Source organism: Nonomuraea sp. NPDC050556 (genome assembly GCF_044457355.1).
In the GTDB taxonomy this organism is placed as follows: Bacteria; Actinomycetota; Actinomycetes; order Streptosporangiales; family Streptosporangiaceae; genus Nonomuraea.
In genome coordinates, this window is the sequence record NZ_JBITGU010000008.1 from 335,288 (window position 1) to 353,912 (window position 18,625).

Genomic DNA, 18,625 nt, shown 5'->3' on the forward strand with positions numbered 1-18,625 from the left:
CGTGAACAGATCGCTCTTCGGGCTCTCGCTCGCCTACTTCCTCGTGCTCCTCGACACCACCGTGCTGACCATCGCGCTGCCGTCCCTGGGCGGGTCGCTGGCCGATCGCCAGTGGGCGGTGAACGCCTACACCGTCGCGTTCGCGGCCGTGTTGCTGACCGGAGGCTCCCTCGCCGACCGGTACGGCGCTGCCCGGGTGTTCCGCATAGGGGTGGCGTCCTTCGGGGTGATCTCCCTGCTGTGCGGGATCTCGCCCTCCCTGCCGGTGTTGATCGGTTTGCGTGCTTTGCTGGGGGTGGCGGGCGCTTTGTGCCTGGGCGGCTCGCTGGGGCTGATCGCCCAGCTCTACCCCGCTCCGCCGGCCAGGGCCCGCGCGATGGGCGTGTGGGCCGCCGTCACCGGCACGGCCCTGGCCGCGGGGCCGCTGGTGGGCGGGGTCCTCGTCGACCTGTACGGCTGGCGCGCGGTGTTCCTGGTGAACCCGCCGATCGCCGCGATCAGCCTGCTCTCCATCGCGGGCGTCGTGTCGGACGCCGGGCGTCGCCGGAGTTTCTGGGCGGGGCAGGTGGTCGCCTGCCTGTTCCTCGGCCTGCTCGCCCAGGCGGCCATCTCCCGGTCGTGGCTCGCCGCCGCTGCGGCGTGCGTGGCGCTGGCCGTACTGGTGACGATCGAACGCCGCAGCGCGGCCCCCGCCCTGCCCGGAGGGCTCCTGCGGTCCACCTGGCCCGAACTGGTCGCGGGGACGGTCGCCAACTTCGCCTTCTCCGGCGCCCTGTTCGTCCTCACCCTGCTGCTCCAGGAGGGCGAGCACCTGACGCCGATGCAGACCGGCCTGGCGTTCCTCCCGCTGACCCTGCCCATGGCGGTCAACCCGGTGCTGACCGGGCGCATCGTGGCCCGCTACGGCCCGCGATGGCCGGTCCTGGGCGGCCTGGTGCTGCTGGCGGCGGGACTGACCGGCCTCGCCCTCACCGACCTGACCGCGCCCTGGCTGCTCGTGATGGGCTTCGGCCTGTCCTTCTGCCTGCCCGCCCTGGTGGCAGGGACGGTCGCCGCCGCACCCCCGGGCACGGCGGGTACGGCGGGCGGCGTTCTGAACGCGGCCCGCCAGACCGGCGCCACCCTGGGCGTCGCCCTCCTCGGCCCGCTGACCCACGCCATGCTGCCCGCCGCGATCCTGGTCGCCGCCTCGGCCGTCCTCTTCGCCGTGACACGACGAAGCGGCCCCGTCGCCAGGGCCGCTTCGCCGGACGTTGCTCAGACGTCGTAGTAGAGCTCGAACTCGTGCGGGTGCGGGCGCAGCCTGATCGGGTCGACCTCGTTCTCGCGCTTGTAGGCGATCCACGTCTCGATGAGGTCGGGCGTGAAGACGCCGCCCTCGAGGAGGTAGTCGTGGTCGGCCTCCAGCGCGTCGAGGACCTCCGACAGCGAACCGGGCACCTGCGGGATGTTGCGCGCCTCCTCGGGGGGAAGCTCGTACAGGTCCTTGTCCACCGGCTCCGGCGGCTCGATCTTGTTGCGGATGCCGTCCAGCCCGGCCATCAGCATCGCGGCGAACGCGAAGTAGGGGTTGCACGAAGGGTCGGGCACGCGGAACTCGATGCGCTTGGCCTTCGGGTTGGATCCGGTGATCGGGATGCGCACGCAGGCGCTCCTGTTGCGCTGGCTGTAGACCAGGTTGACCGGCGCTTCGTACCCCGGCACCAGGCGGTGGTAGGAGTTGACGGTCGGGTTGGTGAAGGCCAGCAGCGACGGGGCGTGCTTGAGCAGGCCGCCGATGTAGTAGCGCGCGGTGTCCGACAGGCCCGCGTAGCCGACCTCGTCGTAGAAGAGCGGCGAGCCGTCCTTCCACAGCGACTGGTGGCAGTGCATGCCCGAGCCGTTGTCACCGAAGATCGGCTTCGGCATGAAGGTGACCGTGTGGCCGTACTCCAGCGCCGTCGACTTGATCACGTACTTGTAGAGCATCAGGTTGTCGGCCGTCTTCAGCAGCGTGCCGAACCTGAAGTCGATCTCCGCCTGACCGGCCGTGCCGACCTCGTGGTGCTGCATCTCGACGTCGATGCCGCTCTCGATGAGGTTGCGCACCATCTCGCTGCGCAGGTCGGTGAAGTGGTCCATCGGCGGGACGGGGAAGTAGCCGCCCTTGTAGCGCGGCTTGTAGCCCAGGTTGCCGCCCTCGGCCGCCTTGCCGGTGTTCCAGGCGCCCTCGATGGAGTCGACGTAGTAGTAGGAGGAGTGCTGGTTGGTCTCGAAGCGCACGTCGTCGAAGATGTAGAACTCGGCCTCAGGGCCGAAGTAGACGGTGTCGGCGATGCCGGTGCCCTTGAGGTATTCCTCCGCCTTGCGCGCGACGTTGCGCGGGTCGCGGCTGTAGGCCTCGCCGGTCAGCGGGTCGTGCACGAAGAAGTTGATGTTCAGCGTCTTGTGCTGGCGGAACGGGTCGAGCACGGCGCTGGTGGGGTCGGGCAGCAGCAGCATGTCCGACTCGTGGATCGCCTGGAAACCGCGAATCGACGAACCGTCGAACATGAGGCCGTCGGTGAAGACACTGGCGCCGAAGTTCTCGACGGGGAAGGTGAAATGGTGCGTCGTCCCCGGCAGGTCGGTGAACCTGACATCGACGAACTGCACCCCTTCGTCCCGGATGAACTTCAGGACGTCGTCGGCGGAGTTGAACACTCTCGAACCTCCCAGGGGATGGGTATCAGCGCGAGGTTAGGGGAAACCCGTTTCCGAACCGTATCCCGATTGTTTCGCGCGGGTTAAGCAGCAGCCCATTTGGTACGGCTCCGCCAGCGGCTCACCGAGCGGCTGTGGCGGGGCGCCGCAACGGCGAGAAGGGACGCGCCGTGATCTCACAAGCGCGTGTCAGGGGGACAGGAGGTCCGGGCGGACGGCGACGATGGCGCCGGAGGCGGCCACGATGGCGATGACCAGCCACACCGCCAGCCACACCTTCCACCGCCGCTCCGACATGCGGGGCCTGGCGGTGTAGTCGTCCCGCCGACGGCGCGGTTCCCGCTTCCTGGCCTGCTTGTCGTGCTGCTTGGCCGCCTTCGAGGCCGCCTCGCGCATCCGGCGCTGCTCTCCCTCGTCGAACTGCGCCACGAGCGCGTTGAAACGCTCGTCTAGATCGTCCCCGAATGACATGTGCCTCATGATGCTGATGAGAAATGCCAGGATGAAGCGCGATTGGGTCACGATCCCGACCGGCGCACCCGCCGGATACCGTGTGAGGTATGAGCAAGCAGGAGCAGCAGCCGAGATGGACCCAGACGTGGCTCGGCGGAGCGCGGGCGGCGGGCGTCGATCTCGGCTACCCGGGGCAGCGGCTGGGCCTGCCCGAGGAGGGCAGCGGTTCCGTCGCCAGGTTCGGCCGCCGCATCGGCGCGCTGGTCATCGACTGGATGATCTGCACCTGGGCCATCGCCCAGCTCATCCTGGGCGTCGACGTGGCGCGGCAGGTGTGGGTGCCCATGGCGATCTTCGGCCTGCAATACCTGCTCCTGGTCGCCACGATGGGCCAGACGTTCGGCCACCGGCTGATGGGCATCAGGGTCGCCGCGATGGACGGCGGCAACCCCAGGCTGCTGCCCGTGTTCGTGCGCACGGTCCTGCTCTGCCTGGCCGTACCCGCCGTGATCTTCGACCGCGACCAGCGCGGACTGCACGACCGGGTGTCGAACACGGTAACCGTGCGCATGTAATTAGGTGAACATTCCGAATAACGCCTATCGCGGCCATAGATAACTTGAATGACGAAATACCAGCCATTATTCGTAAGATCGGCTGGTGCGAATCATTAATGGCTTAGCCCTGCTCAGCATGGCCACCGGCCTGATTTCCCCGGCCGTGGCCACGCAACTCCACGCGGAGAACTTCGACCAGCTCGAAAGCGCTCTCACCGCCAAAGTCGACGAGCCGAACATTCCCGCCGACCTCAAGGGGTTCACCCACACCCCGCCGGAGGGCTGGAGCGTGGACCTGGCCCCGGCGATGCCGAAGGGCATGACGGAGTGGCAGGGCTGGTCGTTCACCACGCTGCCGTTCTGGACGGCGGCCGACGGCCAGGACCGCGCCAACTTCACCCGGGCCAAGGGCGTGCTGGCCGTCGCCGACCCCGACGAGTGGGACGACAAGGACGGACCGGCCGCCAAGGGCGTGTTCGACTCCACCCTCACCTCCAAGCCGGTCGCCCTGCCGTCCGGTCTGAGCCAGGTGCACATCGGCTTCGCCAGCCACTACCGGCAGGACGGCCCGCAGAAGGCGCAGGTCACGGTCAGCTTCGACGGCGGCGCGCCGGCCACGATCCTCACCCTCGGCCCCGACGCCACGGACGCCAACAAGGGCGCGGACGCCGAGAACGAGTACTACTCGCTCCCGGTCGCCGTCCCCGCCGGCGCGACCAGCGTGAAGGTGGCCTGGCGGCTGTATGACGCGGGCAACAACTGGTACTGGGCCGTGGACGACCTGAAGGTCTCCGACCAGCCCATCCCGATCGAGCCCGCGCCGCCCCTCCCGGGCACCGGTCCGGTCGAGCTGCCCCAGGGCCCGAACGGCACGCGCACGACCAAGGTGCTGGTGTTCGGCATGGACGGCACCAGGCTCGACAAGGTCCAGGCGGCCGACGCGCCCAACCTCAAGGCGATCATGGCGAACGGCCTGACCGCGCCGTCGATGCTCTACGCCCAGCCCATGGCGGCCACGAGCTCTGGTCCCGGCTGGTCGACGCTCACCCACGGCGTCTGGCCCGACAAGCACGGCGTGAAAGACAATTCCTTCACCGGCAAGAATTACGAGAAATATCCGGACTTCTTGACGTTGATGGAGAAGGCCGATCCGAAGATCTCCACCTTCGCCGCCGCCGACTGGGAGCCCATCGCCTCCTCCCTCGCGGGCGGCCCGATCATCTCCGACAAGGTCGACGTCCGCGTCGGCCTGGAGGGCGACAGCAAAGGCTACCGCCTGGAGGACGCCCGCATCGCCGACGCGGCCAGCCGCTACCTCGGACAGCAGAACCCCGACGCGGCCTTCGTCTACTTCGGCGAGCCCGACATCACCGCGCACGAGGTCGGCCCGGACAGTCCCACCTACCTGGCGACGCTCAGCCGCGTCGACGGCTACATCGGCCAGGTCCTGCAGGCCGTGCGCAACCGCCCGACCTACGCGCAGGAGGACTGGCTGATCCTCGCCGGTACGGACCACGGCCACAAGGCGGGCGGCGGGCACGGCGGCAACGACCCGTTCGAGCGCGCCACCTTCGTCCTGGCGCAGGGCAAGGGCATCCCGGCGGGCACCGTACGCACCGACGTGAAGCTGGTCGACCTGGCCGCCGCCGCGCTCAAGCACCTGAACGTGCGCGCCGACCTGGACGGACGTGCGCTCGACACGGTGAACAAGGACGCGTTCGACACCCTGCGCCCGCAGCTCGGCGAGCGCGTCGACGAGAGCGGGATCCCGGCAGGGGTCAAGGGCTTCACCCACACCCCGCCCACCGGCTGGTCGGTCGACAACAGCGCGATGGGCGCCGGCGGCGTGACCGAGTGGCGCGGCTGGTCCTTCGCCACCGACGAGTTCTGGACGCGGGCGGAGCGCGGCAACCAGCGCGAGAGCAACGTGCGCTCGCGCGACGTGTTCGCGGTGGCGGACTCCGACGAGTGGGCGGACAAGCCGTTCACCGGCACGTTCGACTCGACGCTGGTCAGTCCCGCCTACACCGTCTACGCGGGCGGGAAGCTGACCCTCGACTACGTGAGCCACTACCGGCAGGACCGGGCGCAGAAGGGTGAGGTGTCGGTCTCCTTCGACGGCGGCGCACCCGTGGTGGTCAAGACGCACGACACGGACGGCGTCGCCGTACGGGAGCATGCCGAGCTCGCCGTGCCCAAGGGGGCGAAGCAGGCGCAGGTGCGCTTCCGGTACGTGGGCGACAACGACTGGTACTGGGCCGTGGACGACGTCCAGGTGGCCTCGCGCCCGCTGAAGGGCCTGTCGGTGACCGGGGCGACCACGCGCTCGGTGCAGATCGGCGCGGGCGCCGGGAAGGCGTGGCAGGCCTACGCCGACGTCACCGTCACCGACCTGGACGGCAGGCCGGTCCACGGCGCGCTGGTGCAGGGGAGCTGGCTCAAGCCCACGCCGGGCAGCGCCGACCTGCCCGCCGCTTGCTGGACGGGCAACGACGGCCGCTGCTCGCTCACCGTCACCGCGGTGGGCAAGGACGCCGTGACGGTCAAGCTCTCCGGCGTACGGCACGCGTCCCTGACGCACTACCGCGAGGGCGACACGGTCACGGAGGTCACGGTCACCAAGTAACGATATTTCCGAACCCGGTATGTTTTCGTACCGGGTTCGGTTATTCTCGCTGCCATGGGCCTGAGAGAGCGCAAGAAGGCGGAGACCCGCTGCCGCATCGAGCGGACGGCGCTGGACCTCTTCGCCGAGCGGGGCTACGACGCGGTGACGGTCAACGAGATCGCCGAGGCGGCGGGCGTCGCCAAGGTGACCCTGTTCACCTACTTCCCCACCAAGGAGTCGCTGGTCCTGGGCCCGGTGGACAACGACGACTTCGCCGGAGCCGTCGCGCGGCGCGAGCCAGGGCAGACCCCGCTCGACGCCGTGCGCGCCTATCTCAGGGCGCTGGGGGAGGAGCTGGTGGAGTTCGACCCCGCCGAGCTCGCCACCAGGATGAAGGTGATCTTCGAGACGCCCGAGCTCGTCGCCGGGGTCAGCCGCATCCACTACGTCCAGCGCTCCGCCCTGGCCAGGGCGCTGGGGGAGGGGCTGGTCGCCGAGGTGATGGCGGCCGCGATCTCCTCGACCGTCCTGGCGCTGCAGGAGGCGTTCTTCCTGCGGCTGTCGGAGGGGATGCCGGTCGGCGAGGTGCGGGCCCGGCTCGGCGACGACGTGGAGCTCGCCTTCGACCTGCTCGAACACGGATTCCGTGACCATTTCAGGAGGCAGTGATGCGCGCACGAGGGATCAACTACGACACCGGGTTCCTGCCCGGCGAGGAGCTCAGCCGCAAGGTGTTCGACCGGGAGACGGTCGCGGGGGACATGCGGGCCATCGCCGCCGACCTGCACTGCTCCGCCGTACGGATCTCAGGTGGGTCGCCGGAGCGGCTCACGGTCGCGGCGGAGGAGGCGGCGAGGCTGGGGCTCGAGGTGTGGTTCGCGCCCTTTCCCGTGGATCTGGGGCCGGCCGAGACGTCGGACATGATCGCGGAGTGCGCGGAGCGGGCCGCGGCGGTCGCCGGCGAGGTCGTGTTCGTGGCCGGGTGCGAGACCAGCGCGTTCTGCGCCGGGTACATGCCGGGCGAGAACTACCTCGCGCGGCTGGAGAACCTCTCCAAGCCGGAGTTCTGGGGGCAGATCGAGCCCGTCATGCGGACCTTCAACGGCTACCTGGGGGAGATGGCCGCACGCGTGCGGAAGCTCTTCGACGGCCGCGTCACCTACGCCTCCGGGCCGTGGGAGTTCATCGACTGGGCGCCGTTCGACCTGGTCGGCGTCGACGCCTACCGGGCCGCCTACAACCGCGACCGCTTCCGCGAGGAGCTGCGCGAGCACTTCAAGCACGGCAAGCCCGTCGCGGTGACCGAGTTCGGGACCTGCGCCTACCGGGGCGCGGGCGAGCTGGGCGGCATGGCGTGGCGGCCACCGGCGGACGCCGTGCGCGACGAGGCCGAGCAGGTGCGTTACTTCACCGAGCTGTTCGACGTCTTCGAGGAGGAGGGCGTCGACACCGCCCTGTGGTTCACCTTCGCCGCGTTCGGGGCCCTCGGCGACGACGACCTGAAGTCCTACGGCGCGGTCAGGATGCTCGACGACACCCGGTGGGAGCCCAAGCAGGTGTTCCACACCATCGCTACGCGCTACAGCTGAAGATGGCCGTGCCCGGCAGGTGACGGCCGCGCAGCGGGCTCCAACCGCCCCATACGCGGTCGTGGCCGTCCGGCCACTCCGGCTCCAGCAGCGACTCCAGGCGCATCCCCGACGCCGCGACCAGGCCCACCCAGTCGCCCATCGTGCGATGGTGCTCGACATAGGTCGGCGTGCCGTACTCGTCGGACTCGGTGTAGGGGGTGCGGTCGAAATAGGACCGGTCGGACGTCAGCCCGCGCGGGCCGGGGTCGTCGGGGAACGCCCACCTGATCGGGTGGCTGACCGAGAAGACGAACCTGCCCCCGGTACGGAGCACCCGGCGCACCTCGGCGAGCACGGCCAGCGGATCGGCCACGAACGGCAGCGCGCCGAACGCCGAGCAGGCCACGTCGAACGCGGCGTCGCGGAACGGCAGCACCTCGGCGTCCGCCTGCACCACGGGCACGTGGGTGCCGGTGTCGAGGTCGATGCGCTGGGAGTGGCGGAGCTGGCGGTGCGAGATGTCGAAGGCGGCGACCCGCGCCCCCTGCGTGACCAGCCACCGCGCGCACTGCGCGGCGCCGCACCCGATCTCCAGCACCGACCGGCCGCGCACGTCGCCGAGCAGCCCGGCCGAGGCCTCGTCGACCCCCTCGGGACACCAGACGAAACCGGTGTCACGCAGGAAGTCGCCGTGCTCGACCTGGTACTCGTCGGCGTTGCCGTCCCACCAGTGGCGGTTGGCCTTGGACGAGAGGTTCAACGCATCTTCGGGCCGCGCGGCATGCGGGCGCCCTTGGGCATCGGGCCCTTGGGCAGCGGCATGTTCTTCGGCAGCGAACGCAGCCTGTCCTTGATCTCGTTGAGCGCGTCCTTCTTCAGGTTGCGCGGCAGCTTCATGATGTGGCGCTGCAGCTTCGCCAGCGGCACCTGGCCCTCGCCGTCGCCGCACTGGATGTCGTAGATCTCGATGCCGAGCACGACGCGGGCGACCCGCTTCTTCTCCGCGACGAGCATCTTCTGCACCCGGCTGCCCGGCCCCTCGGACACGAGGATCACGCCGGGCAGGCCGACGACCATGTGCACGAGGTCCTGGTCGCGGTTGACCGCGATGGCCGGGGTGACCGACCAGTTGCCGCGCATGCCCTGCAGCACCGCCGCGGCCGCGCCGGTCTGGCCGTCCAGCATGTTGTACTGCGCCTTCTGCGCGAGCTGGCCGAACACCACGAGCCCGACGGTCACACCGACCATGATCGCCAGCAGGATCGTCATCACGGTCTCGATGATCGAACCGCCGAGATAGCCCGTGACCAGGCCGATCACGATGACCACGGCAAGCGCGCCCACCGCCGACAGGAAAACGATCGGCATTCCCTTGGGGTTGGCCTGCTGAATGATCTGCGCGATCATGCGGAGCTGCTTGATGCGCCCCGGCTTCTCTGGGTCCACGGACTTCGCCATGCCTTGAAGGATACAAAGGCGGAGGCCAAGAAAGGAAAACGTGACCTGCGGGTACGGCAGGCCGAATCGGTCAGACGGGCAGGTATCTTCTGCATCCGTGAACGAGACTCTCCTGCGCGTCGGCTGGCGCGCCCCGCTGGCGATCTTCGCGGCCGTGTTGTTCGGCGTGGCAGGCGGCCTGGTGGTGGCCGCCGTCGCGTGGTCGTGGGTGGCGCTTCCGAGCGCGTCGTCGTCGCAGGATCCCCCGATGGAGGGCACCGCGATGACCGCCTGCTCGGCGGCGAAGCGCGCGGATGGCGGGGTCGAGCTCAAGGCGTCGGGCACCTTCGTCAACGCGAGCAACGAGACCCAGGACTTCACCGTCTCCGTGGACTTCGAAGGCGAGATGATCGGCACCGGGGACAGTGCGACGGTCAAGGCGGCCAAGCCGGGCGTCGCAACGCCCTTCACCGTGACGGCCCTCAACTCGGGCGGCGAGGCGAGCCGGTTCCTCAACGGGGTGAACTGCCGGGTGAGCGAGCTGAGCGGCGGCGCGGAGTAGGTCCGCGCCGCCGTACCTGCTAGAGCTTGACGGTGGTCGCCAACGGGCGGTCGGCGTAGTTGCGACCCGCCTCGACCGTGTACTCGCCGGTCACGGTCTGCCAGCCGCTCGCACCCCACTCCTGGAAGTCGCGCTCGGCCAGGAACACGGTCGTGACGACCGTCTCACCGGGCCCGGCCTCCACGACGTCGAACCCGGCCAGCCTGGTCACGCCGTCGGCGGGCGTCAGGTAGACCTGCACGACCTCGCGGCCCCTTCGCGTGCCGGTGTTGGTGACCGAGACGGTGGCGGACGTCGCGCTCGCCTCCAGGGCGTCGTAGCTCCAGGTGGTGTAGCCGAGCCCGTGCCCGAACCAGTACGCGGGCGTACGGCCCGCCTTCTCCCAGCCCCGGTACCCGATGAACACCCCTTCGTCGTACGCCACGGCCCCGTCCACGGGGGTGACGTCGACGACCGGGCTGTCCTCCAGCCGCACCGGCCACGTCGTGGGCAGGCGCCCACCCGGCTCCGCGTCGCCGTACAGCACGTCAGCCAGCGCCAGCCCCGCCTCCTGCCCCGGGAACCACGTCAGCAGCACGGCCGCCACCTCGGAGGCCCACGGCATCTCCACCGGCGACCCGGCGTTGACCACGACGATCGTGCGCGGGTTGGCGGCGGCGACCGCGGCGATGAGCTCGTCCTGGCGGCCCGGCAGCTTGAGGTCCTTGCGGTCGAAGCCCTCGCTCTCCACCTCCAGCGTGGTCGAGGCCACCACGACGGCCACGTCGCTCGCCGCTGCGACGCGCACGGCCTCGGCGATCAGCTCGTCCTCGCCGGCCGTCGGGTTGGCGTGGCCGAGCGTGAACATGATGAGCACCATGCCGTTGAAGCTGGCCACCGAGTGCTGGCGCAGCGACAGCTCGACGGTCTGCCCCTCGTTCAGGGTGAGCGGGAAGCGCTTCTCCGGCGCGTGCAGGAACGCGACCGCCGGGTCGTCCCCCGCGGGCACGATGTCGTCGTCGAAGATCGTCTCGCCACCGGCGGTCAGCGTGTAGCGCCCCACCCCGGCGATGGAGAACTGGTGCTCGCCCGCGGTCTCGGCGGTGTAGGAGGCGCGGATCTCGACCGCGGCCAGCCGTTCCACGTCGACGTCGCTCGGCGCCTGGCCCACCCAGCGCGCCTCGGTGACGGGCAGCGGGTGCTCGGCCAGCACCTCGCCGTCGGCGTCCAGGAAGAGCGCGCGGGTGTCTGCGGCGACCGGGGCCAGCCGCAGGCGCGGGTCGGTGCCGAGCGCGTAGGTGACCTCGGCGCTGCGCTCGCGCAGCCCCTCCAGCGGGGAGACCGTGCGGTCGGGGAATACCTGGGCGCTGCCGCCGCCCATGATCCTGGCCTCGGCCGCCGCGGAGCCGATGAGGGCGATGCTGTTCACCCCGTCGAAGGGGAGCACGCCGTCGTTCTTGAGGAGCGTGAACGATCGTGCGGCCACCTCGCGGGCCAGCGCGATCCCGTCGATCTCGGCATGCTCCTTCCGGCCGCCCCCGAGCGCGCCGGTGCGCGAGGCCAGACGGAGGACGCGGCGCACCTTGTCGTCGATCACGGACTCGGCGACGCGGCCCTCGCGCACCGCCTCCTCCAGCTTGTCGCCCCACGGCCCGTTCGGTCCCGGCATCGCCACGTCGGTGCCGCCCAGCGCCGCCGCCTCCGTTGACCGTACGGCCGTCCAGTCGGACACGACGTAGCCGTCGAAGCCCCACTCGTCCTTCAGCACGCCGTTGACCAGGTCGGTGTGCTCCGTCATGGTCGGGCCGTTCACGCTGTTGTAGGCCGTCATCATGCCCCAGGCGCCCGCCTTGGTGACCCGCTCGAACGGCCGCAGGTACACCTCGCGCAGCACCTTGTCGGTCACCTTGACGTTCACGGTGAACCGGTCGGTCTCGAAGTCGTTGGCCACGAAGTGCTTGGGCGTGGTGGCCACGCCGCCCTCCTGGACGCCCTCGACGTAGGCGGCGCCGAGCTCGCCGGTCAGCAGCGGGTCCTCCGAGAAGCACTCGAAGTGGCGGCCGCCCAGGGGTGACCTGTGCAGGTTGATCGTGGGGGCGAGCAGCACGTGGACACCCTTGCGCCGCGCCTCCTGGGCCAGCAGGCGGCCCACCTGGCGCACGAGGCCGGTGTCCCAGGTGGCGGCGAGCGCCGTGGGGCTGGGGAGCGCGATCGAGGGGTCGGCCGAGCTCCACTGCTCGCCGCGCACGCCGATCGGGCCGTCGCTCATCACGAGGCGGTCGAGGCCGATCTCGGGGATGGCGGTGAGAGACCACATGTCCGCGCCGGTGAGCAGGCGGATCTTGGTGGTGAGGTCCAGCTGGGAGATGAGTTCGTCGAAGTCCACCTGCTCAGTTTGACCCGAGAAACTAAGTATTCGGTAGGTTTGTTACCTTTGCGTTACGCAAAGATGGCATCCGAACGTTGACAGATGCTCAACTCACGGTCATGTGCGTGTGTCAGATTCGAGGGCATGCGACTGGCCATCAGCGTCATCACCACTCTGATCACCCTCGTCGTCGCCCACCGGGGGGCGTCCGCCTACGCGCCGGAGAACACCATCGCCGCCTTCGAGCTCGCCGCCGGGCAGGGCGCCGACATGTTCGAACTCGACGTGCGGGAAACCAGCGACCACCACCTCGTGCTGATGCACGACCCGACGCTGTCACGGACCACCGACGTCGAGCGGGTCCATCCCGGACGGTCGCCGTGGCGGGTCGGCGACTTCACGCTCGCCGAGATCCGCTCGCTGGACGCGGGCTCGTGGTTCGACGGCGACTATCGCGGCTCGCGCGTGCCGACCTTGGAGGAGGCGCTGGAGTCGATGTCGGGCAGCGGGCTGGGGCTGCTCCTGGAGATCAAGGAACCGGGCACGGAGGCCGCGGTGGCGCAGGTGCTGCGGTCGCACCCGTACTGGCTGGGAGGGGACCGGCTGGTGGTGCAGTCGTTCAGCTGGCGGTCGATGCGGGTCTTCCACCGCTCGTTGCCGGAGGTGCCGATCGGGCTGCTCGGCACGCCGGCCGTACGGGACCTCGCCTCTCTGTCCGCGTACGCCGACGAGATCAACCCGCCGTACGCCGACGTCACGCGAGATTACGTGCGGAAGGTGCACGAGCACGGCATGAAGGTACGCGCCTGGACAGTGGACGACCCCGCGACCATGCGCCGCATGATCTCCTACGGCGTGGACGCCATCATCACCAACCGCCCAGACCTGATGCCCTGAAAGAAAAGACCGCACCCCGGTGAGCAGGTGCGGTCTTTCTCAGGTCCTGTGTACGGCTCAGCTCGTCGTGGCCCGAGCCTCGATCGCCTGCTTGTACAACTTCCCAGCCCGGTAAGAAGACCGAACCAGCGGCCCGGACAGCACCCCGGCGAAGCCGATCGCCTCCGCCTCCGCCTGCAGCTCCACGAACTCCTCCGGCTTCACCCACCGCTCCACCGGGTGGTGGCGCGGCGTCGGACGGAGGTACTGCGTGATCGTCAGCAGGTCGGTGCCCGCCGCGTGCAGGTCGCGCATCGCCTCGCTGACCTCCTCACGCGTCTCACCCATGCCCAGGATCAGGTTCGACTTCGTCACCAGCCCCGCCTCACGCGCAGTGGTGATCACACCCAGGGACCGCTCGTAGCGGAACGCGGGACGGATCCGCTTGAAGATCCGCGGCACCGTCTCCACGTTGTGCGCGAACACCTCGGGCTTGCTGGAGAAGACCTCCTCCAACTGCTCCCGGTTGCCGTTGAAGTCAGGCACCAGCAGCTCGACCCCGCACCCCGGAAGCAGCGCGTGGATCTGACGCGCGGTCTCGGCGTAGAGCCAGGCGCCGCCGTCGGGCAGGTCGTCACGCGCGACACCCGTCACCGTGGCGTACTTGAGCCCCATCTGCTGGACAGACTCGGCGACCCTGCGCGGCTCGTCCTTGTCGTACTCCTTGGGCTTGCCCGTGTCGATCTGGCAGAAGTCGCACCGGCGGGTGCACTGGTCACCGCCGATGAGGAAGGTCGCCTCGCGGTCTTCCCAGCACTCGTAGATATTGGGACAGCCCGCCTCTTCACAGACCGTGTGCAGGCCCTCGCGGCGCACCAGCGATTTCAGCTCGGTGTACTCGGGACCCGTCTTCAGCTTGGTCTTGATCCACGGGGGCTTGCGCTCGATAGGGGTTTCGGCGTTGCGCACCTCCAGGCGGAGGAGCTTACGGCCTTCAGGAGCAACGGTCACGGACCCAGCTTACGTCCCATCGAGAACATCCTATGACCCGATATTGACGCTCCACGCGCGGACGGTCCCGTCGAAGCTGCCGGTGACCAGGAGGAGACCCCGGCTCGTCCAGGTCAGGTCCATGCACGTGGCGGTCTGGGGGAGCACTTATGTCACGAACAGCAGCCTCACCCTGCTCGGTGAGGGTGGCGGCGACGCTGCCCGCACCCGTCCAGCCCACCGCGAGCCCCGTGATGACTCTGGCCGTCTCCTCCCTCCAGAGGCTTGACGCTAGGAGATCAGGCCGAAGCCGCGTACGGCGCGCACGTAGTGGGCGTGGAGTTCCACGTCGATCCTGGCGGACTCGGCCGCGCCCAGGAGGTCCGAGCCCGGGGCCGAGGTGAGGACGCCGTCGTCGCTCAGGCGGGCGCGGGTCAGGGCGTCCTGCCTGATCGTCGCCACGCTCTCGCCGCGCAGCACCGCCGCCTGCATCGGGGCCAGGTAGCGGCCCGTCGACATCAGCTCCTCCAGCTCCTCCAGCTCGGCCGCCGGAACGGCCGTGATGACCGGCTGGGGCTTCCCGCTGGTCAGCCTGGTCAGGGCGTGTTCCGCGAGGATCACCGGCCAGCCGAGCACGCGGCCCAGGATCCTGCCCAGGAACCCGGCCGCCTCGTAACTGCTGTTGGGAGCCAGGGCGCCCAGCGAGGTGGCGATCTGCACCTGCGCCTCCTCCCGCTTGGTCAACGGCTCGGCGCCGAACAGGGACTGGCGCCACTCGTTCAGCGTGGCCCGCGCGCCCTCGACGATCAGCCCGTCGCTGTCCTTGGCCGCCGCGCACGCCTTGGCCAGCAGCGCGGCGCGCTGCCTCGGGGCCAGGGCGAGCCAGGGGGGAAGGCCGATCGTGACGACCGGGGTCCTGAACGGGCCGATCCGCTCGTAGCGGGCGCCGACCAGCAGGTCCATGACCGCGATCCTGGCCGGGCGGCGGACGCCCATGGCGCTCGCGACCCGTTCCGCCATGCCGTACAGCTCGGGGGCCTCCCCGCGGGGCAGGACCTCGGCCTCGTCGGGCAGGCGGCCCAGGCGGGGGCGCAACGCGACGCCGATGGCCAGCAGGAAGCCGCCGACGAGCCAGGCGGGCAGGAAGTCGTGATGGGCGACGATCAGCCAGCCGCCCCCGACGACGAACGCCAGGGTCAGGGCGTGGATGGCGAGTGCGAGCACGACGGCCGCGATCCGCTTCACCCCTGGAGCGTAAGAAGGCGGTGCCTACGGATCAGCGGCGATTGTGTGCCGATTCGGTTACCTGGGCTAGTAGGTCCTCTTCATGCAGTTCGTACGGCTCGCGCTCCAGCGATTCGGCCAGCCGCTTCTCCGCGATCGGCATGACCTCCTCGACCACGATGCGGCGGCCGGTCTCCGCCGAGAGCGAAGAGACGCCCGCGTCGGGGATGCCGCACGGGACGATCCTGTTGAACCAGCGCGGGTCGTTGGCGCAGTTGAGCGCCAGCCCGTGCATGGCCACGCCGCGCAGCACCCTGATGCCGACGGCGCCGAGCGAACGGTCGGGGAGGCCGAGCGCGGGGTCGCCGGTCGCCCAGACGCCGCCGCGCGCCACGATGCGGCGGGCGGTGACGCCGAAGTCCGCGCAGATGTGGACCATCGCCTCTTCCAGGCGGCGGACGTAGGCAGGGACGTCGTCGACGGCCACGATGGGGTAGGCGACGAGCTGGCCGGGGCCGTGCCAGGTGATGCGGCCGCCACGGTCGACGTCGACGACGGGGGTGCCGTCGGCGGGACGCTCGTGGGGGGCGGTGCGGCGGCCGGCGGTGTAGACGGGGGCGTGCTCGAGGATGAGGACGGTGTCGCCCAGCAGGCCTTCTGCGCGTTTGGCGTGCAATCGCTTCTGAAGCGCCCAGGCCTGCTCATAGGGAACGTCGACGCCTAGGCGGACGATCGCGAGACGCGTGGGGTCAGAGTGCACGCATCAAGGGTAAATCAGCGGTCTGCTGGTTGGTTACGTTGATGCTTTACGGTCACTTGCTTGTGTACGGCTGGCGCCAGGGGACAGCCACCCGCCGTCGTGGGTTTCCGTCCGTGCGTCATGGCACTCGGTCTGCCGTGGTTTGCTCGCCGTCACATCGGTGCGTTCGCGCGTCCGGGGCTCTTCGCATGGGGAGGCTCGGCGGTGCGGTCGCCCGGTTGGGCGCCGCACACATCGCGCCGAGCTCCGCCGTACACCTTCTCGCCGACCCGGCGCTTGGAGGTGGCGCCGGTGAGGGCCCCACGTGGGACCCTGCGTGGGACCGCGGCGCCCCGCGGACCTCGTGTGGCCCCCGCGTGGCCCCGAGCGCGAGTCCCCGCCTGGCCCCGAACGTGGCTCCCCGCGTGACCCCGAGTGTGGCCCCGCCTGCCCCCACGTTGGCCCCCCCGCGTTGCCCTCGGTTGGGCGCCGCACGCATTGCGCCGGGCTCCGCCGTACACCGTCCCGCCGACCCGGCGCCTGAGAGTCCCCGCCAGTGAGGGTCGCGTGAACCCTCCGTCTAGCTCCTGTGGATCCCGTGGATGGACGCTTGGAGTCCTGAGCGGGAGGGTCAGGAGTGGGAGAGGAGGCGGGGTTCGATGCGGAACTCCTTGACGCCGTCCGCCCCGTCGTGCTCCAGCTTGTACGCATACCCGGCCGGGTCCACCGTCACCGCCTGGATGAAGTCCGTGCCCACGTAATGCAGCCCCACGCCCTCGTCGGCCGCATACCCGTCCGGAAGCTCGCCGCTCGCCACCGACGCCTGCAGCAGCGTCCGGCGCTGGTCGTCGGAGTTGTAATGGACGCCGCAGGAGTAGGGGAGCAGCCCCAGACCGTCCGACCACGGGCGCAGCGAGGGGCCGAAGGAGTCCGTGTTCCCGCCGACGTGCCAGCACAGCGCCCCGGCGCTCTGCCCCGACAGCACCACGCCCTGCTTCCACGCCTCCTCGAACGCCTCGTCAAGCCCGTGCAGCCGCCACAGCGCCGCCAGGTTGGCCACGCTGCCACCGCTGACGTAGATCATGTCCTGCTCGAGGATCCACGCCCTCGGGTCCTCCACGTTGGGCATCGGGAAGACCGTCAAATGGCTCAGCTCGACATCCCACCCCGCGAACGCCCCGTACATCTTGAGCAGCCAGTCGGCGTCGTCACCCGTCGCCGTCGCGAGCAGACCCAGCTTGGGGCGGTCCTGCCCGGTCAGGTCGAGCGCGTACCGCAACAGCGGGCTGGCCTCCATGAAGCCGTAGCGGGGGCTCTGGCGGAACGAACCGCCGCCGATGGCGAGGATGTGCGACTGCCCTGACCTGCTCATTTGGGATCTCCCACATTGTGTCGGACGAACGGCAAACTACAGTACGGCCGACAGCGCCTCGTCGAGGCGGGTATGCAGGAACATGTAGCCGCTGTCCACCAGCTTCTTCGGCTGGAGCCGGTGGCTGGGCAGCAGCGCCTCCCCGGCGAACTCGCCCAGCGCGAGGCTCAGCGCGAACCCGGGCACCGGGATCGGCATCGTGGGACGTCCCATGGCCTTGCCGAGCGCGGTGGTGAAACGGGCGTTCGTGACGGGTTCCGTACTGGCCATGTTGACCGGCCCGGACACGTCCCGATTCCGCAGGATGTGTACGGTGGCCCGCACCCAGTCCTCGACCGCGATCCACGCCCAGTACTGCCTGCCGCTGCCGAGGGGCGCGCCCAGCCCCACGCGGAAGACCGGCAACATCCTGCCGAGCGCCCCGCCGGAGCCCGACAGCACCAGCGAGGTACGCAGCTGCACGTTCCTGCAGGGCGACTTGGCCGCCTCGCTCTCCCACACCTCGCACAGGTCGGCCAGGAACCCGCTGCCCTTGGGCGCGCTCTCGTCGATGACCCGGTCGCCGGTGTCACCGTAGAAGTCCTGCCCAGAGGCGCTCACGAACACCTCGGGCGGCTCCTTGAGCTGCGTGAGCGCCCCGACGAGCGTCCTGGTGCCGTTGACCCGGCTCATCACGATCTCGCGCTTGTAGGCGCTGGTCCACCGCCGATCCCCGACGCCCGCCCCGGCCAGGTGCACGACCCCGGTAGCGCCCTCGAGCGCGGACGGATCGAGCGATCCGGCGGCCGGATCCCAGAACACCTCGTCCTCGCCGCGCACGGGCCGCCGGACCAGGGCGACCACCCGCTCACCCTCGGCCCGCAGCGCGGCACTCAACGCGCTCCCCAGCAACCCGGATGCACCGCTGACAAAGATCGCCATACCCCAACCGTACGCCCCGATGTCGCGGCGGGCACCACGACAGGCGCGTGCCATGAAAGAGGCCGGAAACCAGCGACGGCGGGTGGCGATCCCACGGCTCCGCCGTACCCCCAAAAAGGCCCTTAAGCCTAAGAAGGGGGGGGGGGGGGGGGCGGCCCCCCCCCCCCCCCCCCCCCCCCCCCCCCCGGGGCGCCCGGCCCCCCCCCCCCCCCCCCCCCCCCCCCCCCCCCGCCCCCCCCCCCCCCCCCCCCCCCCCCCCCCCCCCCCCCCCCCCCCCCCCCCCCCC

17 protein-coding genes are annotated in these 18,625 nt (G+C 70.2%); 7 read left to right on the forward strand and 10 right to left on the reverse strand.

Annotated features, from left to right (window positions below; translation table 11 throughout):
- Position 1 precedes the first annotated feature (1 nt).
- Positions 2–1,270, forward strand: coding sequence for an MFS transporter (locus ACIBG8_RS53775; RefSeq protein ID WP_397351205.1), 1,269 nt, complete (start codon positions 2–4; stop codon positions 1,268–1,270).
- On the opposite strand, the gene glnA is transcribed toward ACIBG8_RS53775, so the two are convergent.
- Positions 1,258–2,682 carry a type I glutamate--ammonia ligase gene (gene glnA, locus ACIBG8_RS53780; protein ID WP_397351206.1) on the reverse strand — a complete coding sequence of 475 codons (1,425 nt, stop codon included), beginning with the start codon at positions 2,680–2,682 and terminating at the stop codon, positions 1,258–1,260. The two genes, ACIBG8_RS53775 and glnA, sit on opposite strands and share 13 nt — an antisense overlap.
- Positions 2,683–2,871: 189 nt before the next feature.
- Complete coding sequence (locus tag ACIBG8_RS53785; protein WP_397351207.1) at positions 2,872–3,153, reverse strand: hypothetical protein; 282 nt, start codon at positions 3,151–3,153, stop codon at positions 2,872–2,874.
- An 89-nt stretch (positions 3,154–3,242) separates the two neighbouring features.
- On the opposite strand from ACIBG8_RS53785, the gene ACIBG8_RS53790 reads away from it, so the two are divergent.
- The 4 genes from ACIBG8_RS53790 (at position 3,243) to ACIBG8_RS53805 (ending at position 7,889) form a co-directional block, all read left to right on the forward strand.
- Positions 3,243–3,710 (forward strand): RDD family protein, encoded by a 468-nt coding sequence (locus ACIBG8_RS53790; RefSeq protein WP_397351208.1) that lies wholly within the window; start codon positions 3,243–3,245, stop codon positions 3,708–3,710.
- Positions 3,711–3,795: 85 nt separating this feature from the next.
- The gene (locus tag ACIBG8_RS53795) at positions 3,796–6,318 is read left to right on the forward strand and encodes an alkaline phosphatase family protein (RefSeq protein ID WP_397351209.1); all 2,523 of its coding nucleotides are present in this window, start codon (positions 3,796–3,798) and stop codon (positions 6,316–6,318) included.
- A 54-nt stretch (positions 6,319–6,372) separates the two neighbouring features.
- Positions 6,373–6,969, forward strand: coding sequence for a TetR/AcrR family transcriptional regulator (locus ACIBG8_RS53800; protein ID WP_397351210.1), 597 nt, complete (start codon positions 6,373–6,375; stop codon positions 6,967–6,969).
- The gene (locus ACIBG8_RS53805) at positions 6,969–7,889 is read left to right on the forward strand and encodes a hypothetical protein (protein WP_397351211.1); all 921 of its coding nucleotides are present in this window, start codon (positions 6,969–6,971) and stop codon (positions 7,887–7,889) included. Before ACIBG8_RS53800 ends, ACIBG8_RS53805 begins: the two co-directional genes overlap by 1 nt.
- On the opposite strand, the gene ACIBG8_RS53810 is transcribed toward ACIBG8_RS53805, so the two are convergent.
- Together ACIBG8_RS53810 and ACIBG8_RS53815 are read right to left on the reverse strand one after the other, a co-directional pair.
- On the reverse strand, positions 7,873–8,631 hold the full coding sequence (locus ACIBG8_RS53810) for a class I SAM-dependent methyltransferase (protein WP_397351212.1): 759 nt from the start codon (positions 8,629–8,631) through the stop codon (positions 7,873–7,875). The genes ACIBG8_RS53805 and ACIBG8_RS53810 overlap by 17 nt on opposite strands.
- A complete protein-coding gene (locus ACIBG8_RS53815) occupies positions 8,628–9,329 on the reverse strand; it encodes a DUF4191 domain-containing protein (RefSeq protein ID WP_397351213.1) in 702 nt (233 codons plus the stop codon). The genes ACIBG8_RS53810 and ACIBG8_RS53815 overlap by 4 nt, the downstream gene beginning before the upstream one ends.
- Positions 9,330–9,426: 97 nt before the next feature.
- On the opposite strand from ACIBG8_RS53815, the gene ACIBG8_RS53820 reads away from it, so the two are divergent.
- Positions 9,427–9,870, forward strand: coding sequence for a hypothetical protein (locus ACIBG8_RS53820; protein ID WP_397351214.1), 444 nt, complete (start codon positions 9,427–9,429; stop codon positions 9,868–9,870).
- A gap of 19 nt (positions 9,871–9,889) precedes the next feature.
- Here ACIBG8_RS53820 and ACIBG8_RS53825 read toward each other — a convergent pair whose 3' ends face one another.
- On the reverse strand, positions 9,890–12,166 hold the full coding sequence (locus tag ACIBG8_RS53825) for a beta-glucosidase (RefSeq protein WP_397351227.1): 2,277 nt from the start codon (positions 12,164–12,166) through the stop codon (positions 9,890–9,892).
- Between the two features lie 195 nt (positions 12,167–12,361).
- On the opposite strand from ACIBG8_RS53825, the gene ACIBG8_RS53830 reads away from it, so the two are divergent.
- Complete coding sequence (locus tag ACIBG8_RS53830) at positions 12,362–13,114, forward strand: glycerophosphodiester phosphodiesterase (protein WP_397351215.1); 753 nt, start codon at positions 12,362–12,364, stop codon at positions 13,112–13,114.
- A 57-nt stretch (positions 13,115–13,171) separates the two neighbouring features.
- Here the strand turns inward: ACIBG8_RS53830 and lipA are convergent, their stop codons facing one another.
- From lipA to ACIBG8_RS53855, 5 genes are all read right to left on the reverse strand, one after another.
- Positions 13,172–14,104, reverse strand: a complete 933-nt coding sequence (gene lipA, locus ACIBG8_RS53835; protein ID WP_397351216.1) for a lipoyl synthase — start codon at positions 14,102–14,104, stop codon at positions 13,172–13,174.
- Positions 14,105–14,374: 270 nt separating this feature from the next.
- On the reverse strand, positions 14,375–15,328 hold the full coding sequence (locus ACIBG8_RS53840; RefSeq protein WP_397351217.1) for a hypothetical protein: 954 nt from the start codon (positions 15,326–15,328) through the stop codon (positions 14,375–14,377).
- 31 nt (positions 15,329–15,359) lie between these two features.
- On the reverse strand, positions 15,360–16,067 hold the full coding sequence (lipB, locus tag ACIBG8_RS53845; RefSeq protein WP_397351218.1) for a lipoyl(octanoyl) transferase LipB: 708 nt from the start codon (positions 16,065–16,067) through the stop codon (positions 15,360–15,362).
- Between the two features lie 610 nt (positions 16,068–16,677).
- Positions 16,678–17,418 carry a Type 1 glutamine amidotransferase-like domain-containing protein gene (locus ACIBG8_RS53850; protein WP_397351219.1) on the reverse strand — a complete coding sequence of 247 codons (741 nt, stop codon included), beginning with the start codon at positions 17,416–17,418 and terminating at the stop codon, positions 16,678–16,680.
- 36 nt (positions 17,419–17,454) lie between these two features.
- On the reverse strand, positions 17,455–18,339 hold the full coding sequence (locus ACIBG8_RS53855) for a TIGR01777 family oxidoreductase (protein WP_397351220.1): 885 nt from the start codon (positions 18,337–18,339) through the stop codon (positions 17,455–17,457).
- Positions 18,340–18,625: the final 286 nt, after the last annotated feature.

Bases quoted from the DNA above. Each gene is read 5' to 3' on its own strand.
- ACIBG8_RS53815 (WP_397351213.1), bottom strand. From the start codon at position 9,329: ATGGCGAAGTCCGTGGACCCAGAGAAGCCGGGGCGCATCAAGCAGCTC.
- ACIBG8_RS53785 (WP_397351207.1), bottom strand. From the start codon at position 3,153: ATGTCATTCGGGGACGATCTAGACGAGCGTTTCAACGCGCTCGTGGCG.
- ACIBG8_RS53850 (WP_397351219.1), bottom strand. From the start codon at position 17,418: ATGAGCAGGTCAGGGCAGTCGCACATCCTCGCCATCGGCGGCGGTTCG.
- ACIBG8_RS53825 (WP_397351227.1), bottom strand. From the start codon at position 12,166: ATGTGGTCTCTCACCGCCATCCCCGAGATCGGCCTCGACCGCCTCGTG.
- ACIBG8_RS53800 (WP_397351210.1), top strand. From the start codon at position 6,373: ATGGGCCTGAGAGAGCGCAAGAAGGCGGAGACCCGCTGCCGCATCGAG.
- ACIBG8_RS53805 (WP_397351211.1), top strand. From the start codon at position 6,969: ATGCGCGCACGAGGGATCAACTACGACACCGGGTTCCTGCCCGGCGAG.
- ACIBG8_RS53855 (WP_397351220.1), bottom strand. From the start codon at position 18,339: ATGGCGATCTTTGTCAGCGGTGCATCCGGGTTGCTGGGGAGCGCGTTG.
- ACIBG8_RS53830 (WP_397351215.1), top strand. From the start codon at position 12,362: ATGCGACTGGCCATCAGCGTCATCACCACTCTGATCACCCTCGTCGTC.
- ACIBG8_RS53790 (WP_397351208.1), top strand. From the start codon at position 3,243: ATGAGCAAGCAGGAGCAGCAGCCGAGATGGACCCAGACGTGGCTCGGC.